The sequence below is a fragment of the Burkholderia lata genome, assembly GCF_000012945.1.
Lineage (GTDB): Bacteria > Pseudomonadota > Gammaproteobacteria > Burkholderiales > Burkholderiaceae > Burkholderia > Burkholderia lata.
Genome location: NC_007510.1, coordinates 2,578,942 through 2,593,927 on the forward strand (window position 1 = coordinate 2,578,942; position 14,986 = coordinate 2,593,927).

The window sequence follows — 14,986 nt, forward strand, 5'->3', positions numbered from 1 at the left end:
GTTCCCTTGCTCCATCGTCAGGGCATGAAATCGCCGCCATTCGCGTCGAGCGTCGCGCCCGTCACCGCGTTCGCGTAGTCCGACGCGAGGAACAGTGCGGCACGCGCGCAGTCATCGTCGGTCGGCAGCTTCGCGAGCGCGATGTTCGACGCGATCGGCGCGATGATCTGCTCTTCCGTCATCCCGTACTCGGCGGCCGCCTGCCGGAAATACGTCTGGGTCGGCACGCCCCACATCCACCCCATGTGGATGCTGTTCGCGCGAATGCCGTGCACGCCGAGTTCTCGCGCCAGGTATTTTGCCGCAACCGCGAGCGCGCCCTTCGATACAGCGTAACCGCCTTCCCCTGCAAACGGCTTGCGGGTCGCCTGCGTGTTGATCATCACGATCGCGCCGCGCTTCTGTCGCTTCATGTGCGGCACGACTTCCTGCGTGAGCGCCATCGTACCGAACACGTTGGTGTCGAACACCGCGCGCCAGCCATCGAGATCGGCCTCCTCCACCGGTTCCGGGAACGTGCCGTGCACGAATGCGCTGTTCACGAGCGCGTCGATCCGGCCGAAGCGCTCGACGGCCTGCGTCGCGAGCTGCCGGCATTGTGCGCGGTCGGTGATGTCGGTCTTCACCTTCAGCACATCGCAATCGACGCCGAGTGCTTGGATTCGCGCTTCGGCGTCGTCGAGCTTTTCCATCGTGCGCGCGGCGACGACCACGCCGCGCGCGCCCTCGCGTGCAGCTTCGACAGCGAGCTTCACGCCGAGCCCCGGCCCGATCCCTGAAATCACGACGATCTTGTCCTTCAGCAACATGGGTTGTCTCCTGGTTGTCGTTGATCTAGCGAGCAATGGCCGTCAGCCTGCCGCCCGCAGGTGCCGCGCGCGATACGCGGCGAAGTCGCGCGCGAGCTGCGCATCGGTGAAGCCGAAGCGCGCGATCGAATAGTCGTGTGCGGCGCGCTTGTCACGGCCGTTGCGCGCCATCCAGTCCGTCATCGCCGTGCGCTGCCGCGCATCGAGCGGCATCCCCGCAAACGCGTACACGGCCTCGGCCACGCCAAGCGGATTCGACACCGTATCCTCGAAGCGCACGTCGAGGAACCGGTCGGCCGGCAGCGCGTCGCGCGCGGCCATCGCCGCACCGATCGCGCGCGCCATCCCCGCGTTCCACTGCGCGCCGACGGCAAGCGGATCAGGATCGTCCGCATACATCTGCCACAACGTGTGCGCCATGCTCGCCATCGACGGAATCGTCTGCGCCGGATCGCGGTGCGTGAGCACGACCTGCGCGCGCGGAAACACCCGGCACAGCACGTCGAGCGCGTGCAGGTGCTGCGGCGTCTTCAGCAGCCAGCGCGCGGCCGGCGCGACGCCGCGTTGCGCCTTCTGCCACTGCAGGAACTGCAGCATCCGCTTCAGGTACGTATAGACCGGCGTGAGATCCTGCCGCGCGAGCCACGCCGTATAGCGAGGCACGTTCGCGTACGAATCCATCGCGCACACGAACGAATGCTCCATCAGCATGAACTCCTCGTCGGCGAGCATCGCATCGAGCGGGTGGATCGTCAGGATCTGCGGGATGCAGTCGATCATCGTCGCGACCTCGGCCTGCGCACGCGCGATGCGCACCGCCGGTTCGGCAAGCGTCTCGCCCGCGAGCGGCGCCGGGTAGCGGGTTTCCCACCACGCGGCCGTATGGAAGCGCGGGTCGACGGCCAGCAGGCGCTGCAGCAGCGTCGTCCCCGTGCGCGGCAGGCCGACGATCACGAGCGGATCGTCGATCTCGACGTCCGCGATCTCCGGATGACGCCGGAAGTAATCCTCGATAACGAGCCGGTTCACGAGTTGGCCGACGAGCTTCTCGCGCATCATCTCCGCGCCGCGCGCGGACAGCTTCGCGTCGTCGATCAGCGACGCGCACATCACGTCGAGCGCCTCGCGATACGGCCCGTCACCGAACGCGGTCAGTCCGCCCGTGCGCGACACGGCTTCGGCGATCAACCCGTCGGCCGCGAGCAGCGTGCGGACCCGGTCAAGCGGCGCGTTCATGCGGCCTCCTTCAGCGTCGCGAGCTTCACCACCCGCGTGCGCGGATGCACCGGCTGCGCGGCGCCCACCCAGCGCCAGCAGATCGTGCCGGTGCGATGGCCGGCCGTATCGAGCCAGTTCGCGTCACCCGGCCGCGCGGCCGCGACGACCACCGTCACGCCGCCGTCCGCGTTCAGCCGTGCGCTGTGCTTGTTCACGCAGATATCGAAGTGCCGGTAATCGAGCGACTCCATCCAGTAGTTGTTGAGCTGCACGTTCCAGAAGTCGCAATCGGGCACCGTGTCGACGTCGATCACGAGCGCTTCATCGTCGGCCAGCGCCCAGCATGAGTGGTAGTAATAAATGTTCGGATCGCCGCCGACCGACTGGCACAGCGCCTGGTCGGCAGGCGGCAGCGCGTTCACGTGCGACCGGTAGCTCGCGGCCCAGTCCGCGAACAGCTTCGACGTCTGCTCGACGAACTGCGCGGCGCGCGTGAGGCCGCCCTGCAGCACGAGCGGGTCGAGCGGCGCCGGGCGATCGTCGGCGCCGATGCGCTCGATCTTCAGCTGCGCCGGCGTTTCCGCACGACGGTCGAGGAAGGTCTGGCGCACCAGCAACGCGTTGGTGCCCGGCTCCATGCGCACCCAGTTGCCCGCACGCGGCGTTTCGCTCAGCACGATCTCGAAGCTGCCGTCCGGCGCGATCTCGAGCTGCTTCGCATCGAGAAAGCCCGTCTGCAGCATCTTGCCGTCGGTCTCGTAGCCGCCCTTCTGCGTGCCGAAGCTCAGGTAGGCCACCGTGCCGCGCCGCCCCGTCACGCGGTATTCGCAGCGGCCGTCGAGACGCGCGTACTGGTACAGGTTGTCGGGATTGTCGGCGCCGATCTTCGCGGTCTCGTGCGACGGCGAGAAAAAGCCCGGCCATGCGCCGTCCGCGAACTCGACGTGCATTTCGAGCGCGATGCGCATCAGCCGGCTCAGGTAGCGGAATCCTTCCGCGCGCGTCAGCGGATCGTCCGGCGCCTCGGCGCGCAGGATCTGTTGTCCGCTGCGTTTCAGGGTGTCGCAGAAATCGGCCCAGGTCTGGCCCGAAAGCAATTGCGTGGCACGTGTGTCGTCCGTCATGTGTTCTCTCCGCCGATGGTCGAGCGCTCACCTTAAGCGCCGCCGCCGCGCGCCACTTCGTCCGGGTGGACTAAGGAAAGATCCGCTCCACCGCCATGCCGCGATTTAGTCCACCCGGACGAAGATCGGCATGCCGCTCGCTCGATACCGTCGGTGTCATGCACGAAACGCCGCACATGTCGCGCGGCACCGGCATGAAACAAGGAGACGAACGATGTTGACCCACTTGGAGCGGCTGGAGGCCGAAAGCATCCACATCATGCGCGAGGTGGTCGCCGAGAGCGAAAACCCGGTGATGCTGTATTCGATCGGCAAGGACAGCTCGGTCATGCTGCATCTCGCGATGAAGGCGTTCTACCCGGCGAAGCCGCCCTTTCCGCTGCTGCACGTCGATACGACCTGGAAATTCCGCGAGATGATCGCGTTTCGCGACGAGACGGCCGCGCGCCTCGGCCTCGACCTGCGCGTGCACATCAACCCCGACGGCGTCGCGAACGGCATCGATCCGTTCACGCACGGCTCGGCCGTGCACACCGACGTGTGGAAGACGCAAGGGCTCAAGCAGGCGCTCGATCACTACGGCTTCGACGCCGCGTTCGGCGGCGCCCGCCGCGACGAGGAAAAATCGCGCGCGAAGGAGCGCATCGTGTCGCTGCGCTCGGAACAGCACCGCTGGGACCCGAAGCGCCAGCGCCCCGAGCTCTGGTCGCTGTACAACGCGCGCAAGCGCAAGGGCGAAAGCCTGCGCGTGTTCCCGATCTCGAACTGGACCGAGCTCGACATCTGGCAGTACATCCAGCTTCACGACATCCCGATCGTCCCGCTCTACTTCGCGAAGGAACGGCCCGTGGTCGAACGCGACGGCGCGCTGATCATGGTCGACGACGAGCGCCTGCCGCTGCGCGAAGGCGAAGTGCCGCAGATGCGCAAGGTGCGCTTTCGCACGCTCGGCTGCTATCCGCTGACGGGTGCGATCGACAGCGACGCGACGTCGCTCGACGACATCCTGCAGGAGATGCGCGAGACGCGCACGTCCGAACGGCAAGGACGACTGATCGACAGCGATTCGGCCGGTTCGATGGAAAAGAAGAAACAGGAGGGATATTTCTGATGGCACACGTTCTCACCGCGCCCGAGGCGCTCGCGCACCATGCACCCGATTCACACGCTGCCGACGAAGCGGACACGCCAACCCAGGACCTGTTGCGCTTCATCACGTGCGGCAGTGTCGACGACGGCAAGAGCACGCTGATCGGCCGCCTGCTCTACGAATCGAACATGCTGTTCGACGACCAGCTCACGCAGCTCGAGGCCGATTCGAAGAAGGTCGGCACGCAGGGCGGCGAACTCGATTTCGCACTGCTCGTCGACGGCCTGTCGGCCGAACGCGAGCAAGGGATCACGATCGACGTCGCGTACCGTTTCTTCGCCACCGCGCGGCGCAAGTTCATCGTCGCCGATACGCCCGGCCACGAGCAGTACACGCGCAACATGATCACCGGCGCGTCGACTGCCGATCTCGCCGTGATCCTGATCGACGCGCGCAAGGGCGTGCTCACGCAGACGCGCCGCCACAGCCATCTCGTCGCGCTGATCGGCATCAAGCGCGTGGTGCTCGCGATCAACAAGATGGACCTGGTCGACTACGACCAGGCCGTGTTCGATCGCATCGACGCCGACTATCGCGCGTTCGCGGCCGAGCTCGGGCTGGCGGAGATCGTCAGCATCCCGATGTCAGCGCTGCGCGGCGACAACGTGATCGTGCCGAGCGCGCGGATGCCGTGGTACGCGGGCCTGACGCTGATGCAGCATCTCGACACCTTGCCGCTCGCCGCACGCGTGACTAGCGACGAGCCGTTCCGGCTGCCGGTGCAGTGGGTCAACCGCCCGCACCTGAATTTCCGCGGCTACGCGGGCAGCATCGCATCGGGCGAGATCCGCGTCGGCGAGCGCGTGCGCGTGCTGCCGTCCGGCAAGGAGAGCCGCGTCGCGTCGGTGATCACGCAAGGCGGCGAAAGCGACATCGCGCGCGCCGGCGACGCGGTGACGCTCACGCTCGCCGACGAGATCGATATCAGCCGCGGCGACATGATCGCGCGCGCGGATGCGCCGCCCGAGGTGGCCGACCAGTTCGAGGCGACGCTCGTGTGGATGCACGACGCGCCGCTGCTGCCCGGGCGCCCGTATCTCGTGAAGCTCGGCACGCAGACGGTCGGCGCGACCTGCGCGACGCCGAAGTACAAGATCGACGTGAACACGCGCGAGCATCTCGCGGCGCGCACGCTCGCGCTCAACGAGATCGGCGTGTGCAACCTGAGCTTCGACCGGCCCGTTGCGTTCGATCCGTACGACCGCAATCGCCACACCGGCGGCTTCATCGTGATCGACCGCGTCACCAACGACACGGTCGGTGCCGGGATGCTGCACTTCGCGCTGCGCCGCGCGCACAACGTGCACTGGCAGGCCGTCGACGTCGATCGCGCCGCGCGTGCCGCACTGAAGGCGCAGACGCCGCGCATCGTGTGGCTGACGGGGCTGTCGGGCGCCGGCAAGTCGACGATTGCGAATCTCGTCGAGAAGCGGCTGCACGCGCTCGGCAAGCACACGTACCTGCTCGACGGCGACAACGTGCGGCACGGGCTCAATCGCGATCTCGGCTTCACCGAGGCCGATCGTGTGGAGAACATCCGGCGTGTCGCCGAAGTCGCGCGGCTGATGCTCGACGCGGGGCTCATCACGCTCGTGTCGTTCATCTCGCCGTTCCGCGCGGAGCGCGACATGGCGCGCGCGCTGGTCGGGGCCGACGAGTTCGTCGAAGTGTTCGTCGACACGCCGCTCGCGGTTGCCGAGGAACGCGATCCGAAGGGCCTGTACAAGAAGGCGCGACGCGGCGAGCTGAAGCACTTCACGGGCATCGATTCGCCGTACGAACCGCCCGCGCAGGCCGAACTGCGTGTCGACACGGTCGCCGAGTCGCCGGAAGAAGCGGCCGATCGCATCGTCGCGTACCTGCTGCGCGAGCGCGCGGCGTAAGTGCCGCGAGTGGGCCGCCCGGCGGCGGCCCGCTCGCCCGCGTCGCCTACTCCGTTCGGATGACGCGGGCCGCCAGCCGGCCGGTATGCTGGTCCGGGAATCCTTCATCCCGACCAGGAGAACACAAGCATGCCCATCGCGCTGGCGCCCGGCGACCCGGCCGCGCACGACGGTTTCGACGACGCCGCATGGACGGCGCGCGAACTCAGCGCGTGGCTCGGGCTCGTCTATCAGGGCCCGTCGGAACCGACCCCGTGGGGCGGCTTCCTCGAAGCGGTCCGCGCGCGGCTCGACGCGAGCTTCACGACCCTGGTGCTGCGCAATCCGGGCAGCGCACGGCACGGGCTCATCATCAATGCATCGGCGCAGGGCCCGCTGCTGCCCGGCGAACCGTCGTACAGCGAGCAGTTCTACGCGCTGTGCCCGTTTCTCGACCAGCCCCCCGGCCAGGTCTTCACGGCCGACCGGCTGTTCGGCGAAACCGCGTGGTGCGCGCACGATTTCTACCGGCAGTACCTGCAGCCGCTCGACCTGCGCTACATCCTCGGCGCGAACCTGCGCGGCGAACGCGGCGTCGAATGCGCGTTCTTCGTGAGCCGCGCGCACGGCGGCCGCGATTTCGATGCGGCCGAGCGCGCGCAGGTCGCGACGCTGCTGCCGCACCTGCAGCGGGCGGTCGAACTGCACGCGGCCTTCGACGTGCTCGATGCCGAACGCGCGCTGTACGCGGGCACCGTCGACCGGCTCGACGTCGGCACAGCGATCGTCGACGAGGACGGCCGCGTGATCAAGCGCAACCGCATCGCCGAGCGGCTGATCGAGCAGCAGGACGGGCTGTGCGTGCGCCAGGAGCGGCTCCACGCGTCGTGTCCGCTCGATGAGCGCCGGCTGCAGAAGGCGCTGCAGGCCGCGCTCGAGCATTTCCGCGCGGGCGCGCTCGCCCGCATCGAAGCCACCACGCTGTCGCGCCCCGGCGGCGCGATGCCGTTGAGTGTGCTGCTGCGCCCGCTCGCGCCCTACCGCGGTGCGGAGGACCGCCAGCACCGGCCGGCCGTCGCGGTGTTCGTCCGCGATCCGGCGTCGTCGCCGCAGACGTCGCGCGACATGCTGCACCGGTTGTTCCGGCTCACGCCGATGGAAACCGAAATCGCGCTGCTGCTCGTCGACGGGCTGACGCTCGACGAGGCGGCCGCCGCGACCGGCATCACGAAGAACACCGCGCGCGCGCACCTGCGCGGCATCTTCGCGAAAACGGGCGCGACGCGGCAGGCCGTGCTCGTGAAGACGCTGCTCAACAGCGTCGTGTCGATGGCATAGCAACCGCACCGGCAGCCTCGCGACGGGCTGCCCGGTCGATGCATCGCGCGCGGGTCGCGACCGAAACCACGAAAATCGGCTCGCACTCATTTCATGTCATACGTCATCAGACATGAATGAATCATCGAAGCGTCTCATCAAATTCCCCAATATCTGAGCAATTCACGGGTAAACCCGCGACCTCATCATCGGCACTCAGGCGTACCATGTCATACGACGACATACTACACAGACTGCCACCCAGACGCTGACGCGAGCACCCGCCCCGTCCGCCGCCGCCCGACCGGAGACACGCTTGAACCCGCCCTCGCCCGCTCTGCCCGGACGCGACCCGCTCGCGTCCGCCGTCTCGAAAGTGAAGTGGCACGTGCTGCCGCTCGTGCTGATCATGTTCATCGCGAACTACATCGACCGCGTGAACGTCGGCTTCGTCGATCGTCACCTCGAAGCGTCGATCGGCATCGGCGCGGCCGCGTACGGGCTCGGCGCCGGGCTGTTCTTCGTCGGCTACGCGCTGTTCGAAGTGCCGTCGAACCTGCTGATGCAGCGCTACGGCGCACGCGTGTGGCTCGCCCGGATCATGGCGACGTGGGGCATCGTCGCGGCCGCGATGGCGTTCGTGTGGAACGACACGTCGTTCTACACGCTGCGCTTCCTGCTCGGCGTGGCCGAGGCCGGCTTCTTCCCCGGCGTCGTGCTGTACCTGTCGCAATGGCTGCCGCCGCAGGAGCGCGGCAAGGCGATGGCGATCTTCCTCGGCGGCTCCGCGTTCGCGTCGGTACTGTCCGGGCCCGTTACGGGCGCGCTGCTGTCGATTCGCGGCTTCGGCCTCGAAGGCTGGCAATGGATGTTCCTGATCGAAGGGCTGTTCTCGGTCGCGCTGTGCGGCGCGAGCTGGCTGCTGCTGAAATCGCATATCCGCGACGCGACGTGGCTCACGGCCGAAGAACGCACGGCGCTCCAGAACGCGCTCGACGAGGAGCGCGCGACGCGCGACGTCCGCTCGAACGTGCCGGTGCGCGCCACCGCGCTGCTGCGCGACCCGCAGATCATGCTGTTCTGCTTCCTGTATTTCTCGATCCAGCTGACGATCTACGCGGCCACGTTCTGGCTGCCGACGATCATCCGCAAGATGGGCGGCCTCACCGATTTCCAGGTCGGCCTGTACAACACGATTCCGTGGATGATCGCGATCGGCGCGATGTACGGCTTCGCGGTGCTGTCGTCGAAGTGGAAGCATCCGCAGCGCTGGCTCTCAGTCGCGCTCGTGCTCGCCGCATGCGGGCTGTTCGCGTCGACGTCGCACGATCCGGTATGGTCGTTCGCGTCGATCTGCTTCGCCGCGCTCGGCTTCAAGGCCGCGTCGTCGCTGTTCTGGCCGATCCCGCAGGGCTATCTCGACACGCGCGTGGCCGCGGCCGTGATCGCGCTGATCAACTCGGTCGGCAACCTCGGCGGCTTCGTCGCGCCGACGGCGTTCGGCTATCTGAAGCAACATACGGGTTCGATCACGGGCGGGCTGTATGCGCTCGCGATCGCTTCGCTCGTCGCCGCGGTCGCCGCGCTGTTCGCGCGCACGCACCGGCGTAGCGATCCGCCGCGCGGCCTGCCGGCCGACGAATCCTTCACGAACGCTTCGATGCTCCGCCATGCCGAACACTGACCGCCCGACCGTCGTCGTCTCGAATGCCGCAGACGGCGATCTCTCCACCTTCTCGCTCGCGGCCGACGGCACGCTTGCGCCGCTCGCCCGCTATCCCGCAGCCGACGTCGCGATGCCGATCGCCGTGCAGGCCGACCGGGCTCGCCTCTACGTCGCGACGCGCGGTGAACAACCGACGATCGTCGCGTTCCGCGTCGTGCCGGCCACCGGCGCGCTCGTGCGCATCGGCACGACCGCGATCGACGCGAGCCATGCGTACCTGTCGCTCGACCGCAGCGGCCGCTGGCTGCTCGGCGCGTCTTACGGCGGGAACTCGCTGAGTCTCTACGACGCCGCGCACGTGCGCGACGGCGACGGCACGCCGTTGCAAGTCGCGAGCGGCATCGCGAACGCGCACTCGGTGATCGTGTCGCCGGACAACCGTTTCGCGTACGTCAGTTCACTCGGCTCGGATCGCGTGTTCAGCTTCGCGCTCGTCGAAGACGCGGCCGGCCTGCGCGCGCTCGAACACGGCGAAACGCGCGTGCCGACCGGGTTCGGCCCGCGTCACCTGCAATTTGCTGATGACGGCCGTGCGCTCGTCGTCGTCAGCGAATTCGAGGCCACGCTCGCGACGTTCACGCGCGATCCCGACACCGGCCGGCTCGGCGATGCGCATGTCAGCGCGCGCCATCCCGCCGTCGCCGAACTCGCGCAAGGCCATGCGCGGCCGCCCGCGCCCACCGAACCGTCCGTCTGGGCCGCCGACCTGCACCTGACGCCCGACGAGCGTTTCGCCTATGTCAGCGAACGCACGTCAAGCCGCCTGCTCTGCTATCGCCGCGGCGAAGACGGCACGTTCGAACCCGCGCACGCGACCGCCACCGAGACGCAGCCGCGCGGGTTCGCCATCGACCCGTCGGGGCGCTGGCTCGTCGCCTGCGGCGAACAGTCGGAATACGTATCGGTGTATGCGATCGCGCCGGACGACGGCGCGCTGTCGCCGCACGCGCGCGTGCCGGGCGGACGCGGTGCGAACTGGGTCGCGATCGTCTGATGAAGTCGTGGCGCACGGAACCTGACTCGGCAGGCCCGCCATGCAGGCCGGTGCGGCCCCGCGTTCAGCGCCGCTCGCTCGGCGCGACGCCCGTCCAGCGCTTGAACGCGCGCGTGAAATTGGCGCGATCCGTATAGCCGACGCGCGCGGCGATCTCGTCGACCGGCAGCCGTGTCCCCTCGAGCAGCCGCAGCGCGTCGCGCAGCCGAATCTCGTCGAGCAGCGCCGAATAGGTCGCGCCGTACTCGGCGAGCTTGCGCTTGAGCGTCCGCGCCGACACATGCAGTTCGCGCGCGACGTCGTCGACCGACGGATAGCCGCCCTCGCCGCAAATCAGCAGGTTGCGCACGCGCTCGACGATGCTTTCCGCATAGCCGAGCCGCGCGAGTTCGGCCTCGCACTGCTGCACGATCATCTGCGCGGTGTGCGCATTCGCGGTACCGATCGGCTCGTCGAGCAGCGCGGCGTCGCAGCGGATGCGGTTGGCGCTCGCGTCGAAGTGACAGCGCGGCAGTCGCGCGCGATAACGCTCGAACCACGGCGGCTCCGGCCATTCGAAATGGAGTTCGGCACGCGACTGCAGCGTGCGCCCTGGCACCGGATACAGCAGCGAATTGAACAGGATCGCCGTCTCGACCAGGAAGTTCTCGACCGCAAACTGCCGCAACCGGCCGAGCGGAAACGCCTCGAGCACGTCGATATCGACGATCCCGTCGAGCTGCGCGAGCCGCACCGAGAAGAACGGCACGCGTGTCGGCAGGTAGCGGATGCCGAGCGAGATCGCCTCGCCGAGCGTCGCGCAGCTCATCAGCCCGAAGCCGATCAGTCCCGCTTTCGTCAGGCTGCTGCGCAGGCCGATCTCGATCGCGATCGACGGATCGTCGGTCGCGTCGAGCAGGTTGAACACGATCGCCGCCTGCTGCAGCGGCGTGATGCGCGCATCGGGCTGCGCGAGCCGGTCGCGCTCGACGCCCGAGCCGGCAAGCACGCGGTCGCCGTCGATGCCGCGCTCCTCGGCCAGCATCAGCATGAACAGCGCATACGCGGACGATACCGTCGCCTTGTTCAGCTGGCGCGCGGCATCCGGGACGGACAGGACCATGCGGCGGACTCCGAAGCGGTTTCGGCGGATTGTAGCGTCGCTGGCCCGCAATGACACCGGGGCAAGACTCTAGCCGCGCCGGCCGGCCATCGTGGCCCGAAATGACACCGCCATTGGCACCCACGGCCCTCGCGTGCGGTCCGGCGCGCGCCTATGCTTGTCACATCGGCATTGCGCCCCACCCTTTCCGCAGGAATCCCGGTCGATGAGCCAACCCGCACGAACCGCCTTTCGCAACGACGCGGACAAGGTCGCGTACGTCCGCCGCGAGGTCAACGCCGCGAGCGACGCGATCCGCGCGCGCTTTCCGCTGCTCGACAACCAGAACCTCGTCGGCGCGACCGTGATGGCCGTCTCGGTGAGCGCGATGCTCGCGATCGCCTGGCTGTATGCGCGCGGCGCGATCGCATGGTACGTCGCACTCCCGCTCGCCGCGTTCGTCACGTCGCTGATCCACGAGCTCGAGCACGACCTGATCCACCTGATGTACTTCAAGAAGACGCCGTGGGCCTACCACCTGATGATGGCGCTGTGCTGGCTCACGCGGCCCGGCACGATCAACCCGTGGACGCGGCGGCGCATGCACCTGCATCACCACAAGGTGTCGGGCGGCGAATCGGATCTCGAGGAATTCGGCATCACCAACGGCGAGCGCTGGGGCGTGAAACGGCTGCTGATGATCGCGGACGGCATGCTCGCCGTCGTGCTGCGCCCCACCGCGATGCGCCGCAAGGTGAAGCAGTATGTGGCCGCGCAGCCGGTGCAGGATCCGTCCGAGCGCCTGCAGCTGCGCGTCGAGCAGGTGTCGTCGTACATGCCGGTCGGTCACGTGTATTACGTGCTGTGGCACGCGTTCATCGTCTATCACGTCGGCCTGTTCGCGCTGCATGCGTTCGGCTTCCCGGTGACGGTGCCGGCCGTCGTCGAACGCGTGATGAGCGTCGTCGATTTCCTGGCCGTGGTATGGCTCGGGCCGAACTTCGTGCGCAGCTTCTGCATCAACTTCGTCAGCTCGAACATGCATTACTTCGGCGACATCGATTCGCGCAACGTGATCCAGCAGACGCAGGTGCTCAACCCGTGGTGGATGCTGCCGTTCCAGCTGTTCTGCTTCAATTTCGGCAGCACGCACGCGATCCATCACTTCGTGGTGCGCGACCCGTTCTACATCCGCCAGCTGACCGCGCGCACCGCGCATGCGGCGCTGCGTGAAGTCGGCGTGCGCTTCAACGACGTCGGCACGTTCGCGCGGGCGAATCGCTGGAGCGGTTATCGCCCGTCGCGTGGTACGCGCCAGGCTCAGGCCGACGCGTAACGCCCCCCTCAGCCGCCGATCGGCGGCATCGGCCCTTGCCCGCGGATCCACGACCAGTTCGCGAGCTCGGCCATTTCCTTATCGCCGCGGCTGTCGCCGTACGCGAACAATTGTTTCGGCGGCCGGTTGCCCCACCACCCGCGCAGCCGCACGACCTTCTGCGGCCCCCAGCAGTTTTCGCCGTCGAGCCGCCCGGCGAAGCTGCCGCGCTCGAACGCCAGCCGCGTCGCGAGCACCGCATCGAAGCCGGCCGTCTTCGCCCACTTCTCCAGATACAGCGACGGCGACGCGCTCACCAGTACGACTTCGTGCCCGCGTGCCCGATGCTCGCGGATGCGTTCGAGCATTTCCGGACGCACGAGGCTCGGCAGATAGCTGTCGACGAACGTGCGCGCCTGCGCATCGAGCGCGTCCTCGCGCACCGGCCCGAATGCGAACGACGCAAATTTCGCTTTCGCGTCGCCACGCGATATCAGCCCGGCCTTCATCGCGATAATCCACGGCAGCGCGCGCAATCCGGCCCACGCGAAGCGCGGCGTGCCGACCGCATAGCGGACGAAATGGCGAAAGCTGTCGGTGGTCGTGATGGTGCCGTCGAAATCGAATGCGGCAACGATGCGGTCAGTCATGGAGAATCGGCGGGAAAGCGATGAGATGCCCGGGAAGATAGCAGACTCGCGCCGGTGCACGTGAAATGAAGTGATGCGGCGCGGCCCGCACAGCGAACGCGCGCGCCGCCGCGCACGCGTTCGTGCCCTTCGTGCCGTGCGCTCAGCGTTGCGGCCGCGCCGCCAATGCCGCCGGCAGCACGACATTCATCAGGTGATCGGCGCGCGACAGCAGATCGGTCACGCGCTCGTCGAGCCCGCGCAATTGCGCAGGCTGCATGCGGATCTGCTGCACCGCCTGCCCGACGATGTTGCGGCGGTCGAACAGCGTGCGCTCGACGCCCGCATCGTCCGGCGCGCGCACGACGTCCGACACCGCGCTCAGCGCCGCGAGCACGACCACGAGGTTTTCTTCCGCATGACGGACCTTCGCGGCAAGGTCCTCGGTACGACGGGGGAAGAACCCGAGCGACTGCTTGAGTGCCCCGATCGCCGCACGATAGTCGACATGGCCCGTCGCCGTGCCGAACCAGCGTTCGAACATGCCGGCCTTGCGGGTCGCCTGTGCGAGCATCCCGGCCATCATGTCGGCCGCGCCGAGTTCGTTGAATTCGCGCGTCGTGGCCGCGACGGCTTCGACGAGGTTGCCCGCCGTTTCCAGCGCGCCGTCGCCGATCGTCGCGACCGTCGCGAGCTTCAGCGGTACCAGTTGCCGGATGTGCCGCTCGATGCGCGGCGCGAAGTCGGGATAGAGATTCGGGAAACTGGCCTGCGCGGCGCGGAAGCACGCCTCGAGCTGCGGATGGTTCGATTCGCCGAACACCGCGCGGCCGACCGCCTCGGCCGGCGCTGCGCGCACCGCCTTGTCAGACGCGGGCGCCGGCTCGAAGTCGAGCGCCTGCGGCGTCGGCCGCTCGGGTCCACGCGCAACCGGCGCCGCGGCCGCGGGCGGCGCGTCGAACGCAAGACGCCCGGGCGTGCGCTCGGGCGTCGTATCGAACTCGAGCCGCTTCGGCTCGTCGGACGGATTCGTCATCGCTGCTTCCTGCCCGGTGCGGCGGTATCCCGCCGGCCGGGCTGCCGCCAGTCAGACCGCGCCGCCATAAGCGCGCACGAAATCGCCCAGGCCGCGGTTGTAGCCGGCGCCGACTGCCTTGAACATGAAGTGGCCGTCGCGGCGATAGAAGCTGCCGACCTGCACCGACGTCTCCATCGAGAAGTCTTCCTCGAGCGCGTACTTCGCGATCACCGCGCCCGACACCTCGTCGGCGATCTGGATGTAGCTGTTGCGCACCTGGCCGAAATTCTGGCGACGCGCTTCGGCCTGGTCGATCGTCACGACCACCGAGATTTCCTCGATGTCCGCGGCAAGCTTCGTCATGTCGATGAAGATCACCTCGTCGTCGCCGTCGCCGCTGCCCGTGCGGTTGTCGCCGCTATGCACGACACCCAGGCACTTCGACGCGGGCATCCCGCGCTTCGGGAAATCGTCGCCCGGCTGGATGAAGGTGTCCTTGCGCTCCATCGTGCGCACTTCGCTGTTGTAGAACACGAAGTGCTGATCCGAGATCAGCTTCGGATTGCTCTGCGGGTCGTACTTGCACAGGAACACCGACACGTCGAGATCGAAATCCGTACCCGTGTCGGTCGAGTTCGCATCCCAACCGAGACCGATGCGGAACTTCTGCGTGCCGGGCGCTTCCTTCGACAGGTTGACGCGACCGCCTTTCGACAAATTGATCATCTGAACCTCTTCTGCTG

Annotated in this window: 13 protein-coding genes; 6 read left to right on the forward strand and 7 right to left on the reverse strand. The window is 67.8% G+C overall.

Annotated elements, in window-relative coordinates; all coding sequences use genetic code 11:
* Positions 1-17 precede the first annotated feature (17 nt).
* The 3 genes from BCEP18194_RS17580 to BCEP18194_RS17590 are packed head-to-tail and all read right to left on the reverse strand — an operon-like array spanning position 18 to position 3,151.
* Positions 18-809: an SDR family oxidoreductase gene (locus tag BCEP18194_RS17580; protein ID WP_011352620.1), complete on the reverse strand. Its 792-nt coding sequence runs from the start codon at positions 807-809 to the stop codon at positions 18-20.
* 42 nt (positions 810-851) lie between these two features.
* Entirely contained in the window at positions 852-2,045 is a 1,194-nt protein-coding gene (locus tag BCEP18194_RS17585) for a sulfotransferase family protein (RefSeq protein WP_011352621.1), read from the reverse strand.
* On the reverse strand, positions 2,042-3,151 hold the full coding sequence (locus tag BCEP18194_RS17590; protein ID WP_011352622.1) for a DUF1214 domain-containing protein: 1,110 nt from the start codon (positions 3,149-3,151) through the stop codon (positions 2,042-2,044). Before BCEP18194_RS17590 ends, BCEP18194_RS17585 begins: the two co-directional genes overlap by 4 nt.
* A 214-nt stretch (positions 3,152-3,365) precedes the next feature.
* Here BCEP18194_RS17590 and cysD point away from each other — a divergent pair, with 214 nt between their 5' ends.
* From cysD to BCEP18194_RS17615, 5 genes are all read left to right on the forward strand, one after another.
* The gene (gene cysD, locus BCEP18194_RS17595) at positions 3,366-4,262 is read left to right on the forward strand and encodes a sulfate adenylyltransferase subunit CysD (RefSeq protein WP_011352623.1); all 897 of its coding nucleotides are present in this window, start codon (positions 3,366-3,368) and stop codon (positions 4,260-4,262) included.
* A complete protein-coding gene (cysN, locus tag BCEP18194_RS17600) occupies positions 4,262-6,184 on the forward strand; it encodes a sulfate adenylyltransferase subunit CysN (RefSeq protein ID WP_011352624.1) in 1,923 nt (640 codons plus the stop codon). The genes cysD and cysN overlap by 1 nt, the downstream gene beginning before the upstream one ends.
* A 129-nt stretch (positions 6,185-6,313) precedes the next feature.
* Positions 6,314-7,501, forward strand: coding sequence for a helix-turn-helix transcriptional regulator (locus BCEP18194_RS17605; protein WP_011352625.1), 1,188 nt, complete (start codon positions 6,314-6,316; stop codon positions 7,499-7,501).
* Positions 7,502-7,796: 295 nt separating this feature from the next.
* Positions 7,797-9,164 carry an MFS transporter gene (locus BCEP18194_RS17610; protein ID WP_011352626.1) on the forward strand — a complete coding sequence of 456 codons (1,368 nt, stop codon included), beginning with the start codon at positions 7,797-7,799 and terminating at the stop codon, positions 9,162-9,164.
* Positions 9,151-10,200, forward strand: a complete 1,050-nt coding sequence (locus BCEP18194_RS17615) for a lactonase family protein (RefSeq protein WP_011352627.1) — start codon at positions 9,151-9,153, stop codon at positions 10,198-10,200. Before BCEP18194_RS17610 ends, BCEP18194_RS17615 begins: the two co-directional genes overlap by 14 nt.
* 64 nt (positions 10,201-10,264) lie before the next feature.
* Here BCEP18194_RS17615 and BCEP18194_RS17620 read toward each other — a convergent pair whose 3' ends face one another.
* Complete coding sequence (locus tag BCEP18194_RS17620) at positions 10,265-11,302, reverse strand: AraC family transcriptional regulator (RefSeq protein ID WP_011352628.1); 1,038 nt, start codon at positions 11,300-11,302, stop codon at positions 10,265-10,267.
* 205 nt (positions 11,303-11,507) lie between these two features.
* Here BCEP18194_RS17620 and BCEP18194_RS17625 point away from each other — a divergent pair, with 205 nt between their 5' ends.
* Positions 11,508-12,617: a fatty acid desaturase gene (locus BCEP18194_RS17625; protein WP_011352629.1), complete on the forward strand. Its 1,110-nt coding sequence runs from the start codon at positions 11,508-11,510 to the stop codon at positions 12,615-12,617.
* A gap of 8 nt (positions 12,618-12,625) precedes the next feature.
* Here BCEP18194_RS17625 and BCEP18194_RS17630 read toward each other — a convergent pair whose 3' ends face one another.
* From BCEP18194_RS17630 to BCEP18194_RS17640, 3 genes are all read right to left on the reverse strand, one after another.
* Positions 12,626-13,246 carry an HAD family hydrolase gene (locus BCEP18194_RS17630; protein ID WP_041492898.1) on the reverse strand — a complete coding sequence of 207 codons (621 nt, stop codon included), beginning with the start codon at positions 13,244-13,246 and terminating at the stop codon, positions 12,626-12,628.
* A gap of 142 nt (positions 13,247-13,388) precedes the next feature.
* Entirely contained in the window at positions 13,389-14,261 is an 873-nt protein-coding gene (locus BCEP18194_RS17635) for a hypothetical protein (protein ID WP_011352631.1), read from the reverse strand.
* Between the two features lie 51 nt (positions 14,262-14,312).
* A complete protein-coding gene (locus BCEP18194_RS17640) occupies positions 14,313-14,969 on the reverse strand; it encodes a TerD family protein (protein ID WP_011352632.1) in 657 nt (218 codons plus the stop codon).
* Positions 14,970-14,986: the final 17 nt, after the last annotated feature.

What these genes read in the sequence shown, in the direction of transcription:
- cysD (WP_011352623.1), top strand. Translation starts at nt 3,366, where the DNA reads ATGTTGACCCACTTGGAGCGGCTGGAGGCCGAAAGCATCCACATCATG.
- BCEP18194_RS17585 (WP_011352621.1), bottom strand. Translation starts at nt 2,045, where the DNA reads ATGAACGCGCCGCTTGACCGGGTCCGCACGCTGCTCGCGGCCGACGGG.
- cysN (WP_011352624.1), top strand. Translation starts at nt 4,262, where the DNA reads ATGGCACACGTTCTCACCGCGCCCGAGGCGCTCGCGCACCATGCACCC.
- BCEP18194_RS17615 (WP_011352627.1), top strand. Translation starts at nt 9,151, where the DNA reads ATGCCGAACACTGACCGCCCGACCGTCGTCGTCTCGAATGCCGCAGAC.
- BCEP18194_RS17605 (WP_011352625.1), top strand. Translation starts at nt 6,314, where the DNA reads ATGCCCATCGCGCTGGCGCCCGGCGACCCGGCCGCGCACGACGGTTTC.
- BCEP18194_RS17635 (WP_011352631.1), bottom strand. Translation starts at nt 14,261, where the DNA reads ATGACGAATCCGTCCGACGAGCCGAAGCGGCTCGAGTTCGATACGACG.
- BCEP18194_RS17640 (WP_011352632.1), bottom strand. Translation starts at nt 14,969, where the DNA reads ATGATCAATTTGTCGAAAGGCGGTCGCGTCAACCTGTCGAAGGAAGCG.
- BCEP18194_RS17590 (WP_011352622.1), bottom strand. Translation starts at nt 3,151, where the DNA reads ATGACGGACGACACACGTGCCACGCAATTGCTTTCGGGCCAGACCTGG.
- BCEP18194_RS17620 (WP_011352628.1), bottom strand. Translation starts at nt 11,302, where the DNA reads ATGGTCCTGTCCGTCCCGGATGCCGCGCGCCAGCTGAACAAGGCGACG.
- BCEP18194_RS17580 (WP_011352620.1), bottom strand. Translation starts at nt 809, where the DNA reads ATGTTGCTGAAGGACAAGATCGTCGTGATTTCAGGGATCGGGCCGGGG.
- BCEP18194_RS17630 (WP_041492898.1), bottom strand. Translation starts at nt 13,246, where the DNA reads ATGACTGACCGCATCGTTGCCGCATTCGATTTCGACGGCACCATCACG.
- BCEP18194_RS17625 (WP_011352629.1), top strand. Translation starts at nt 11,508, where the DNA reads ATGAGCCAACCCGCACGAACCGCCTTTCGCAACGACGCGGACAAGGTC.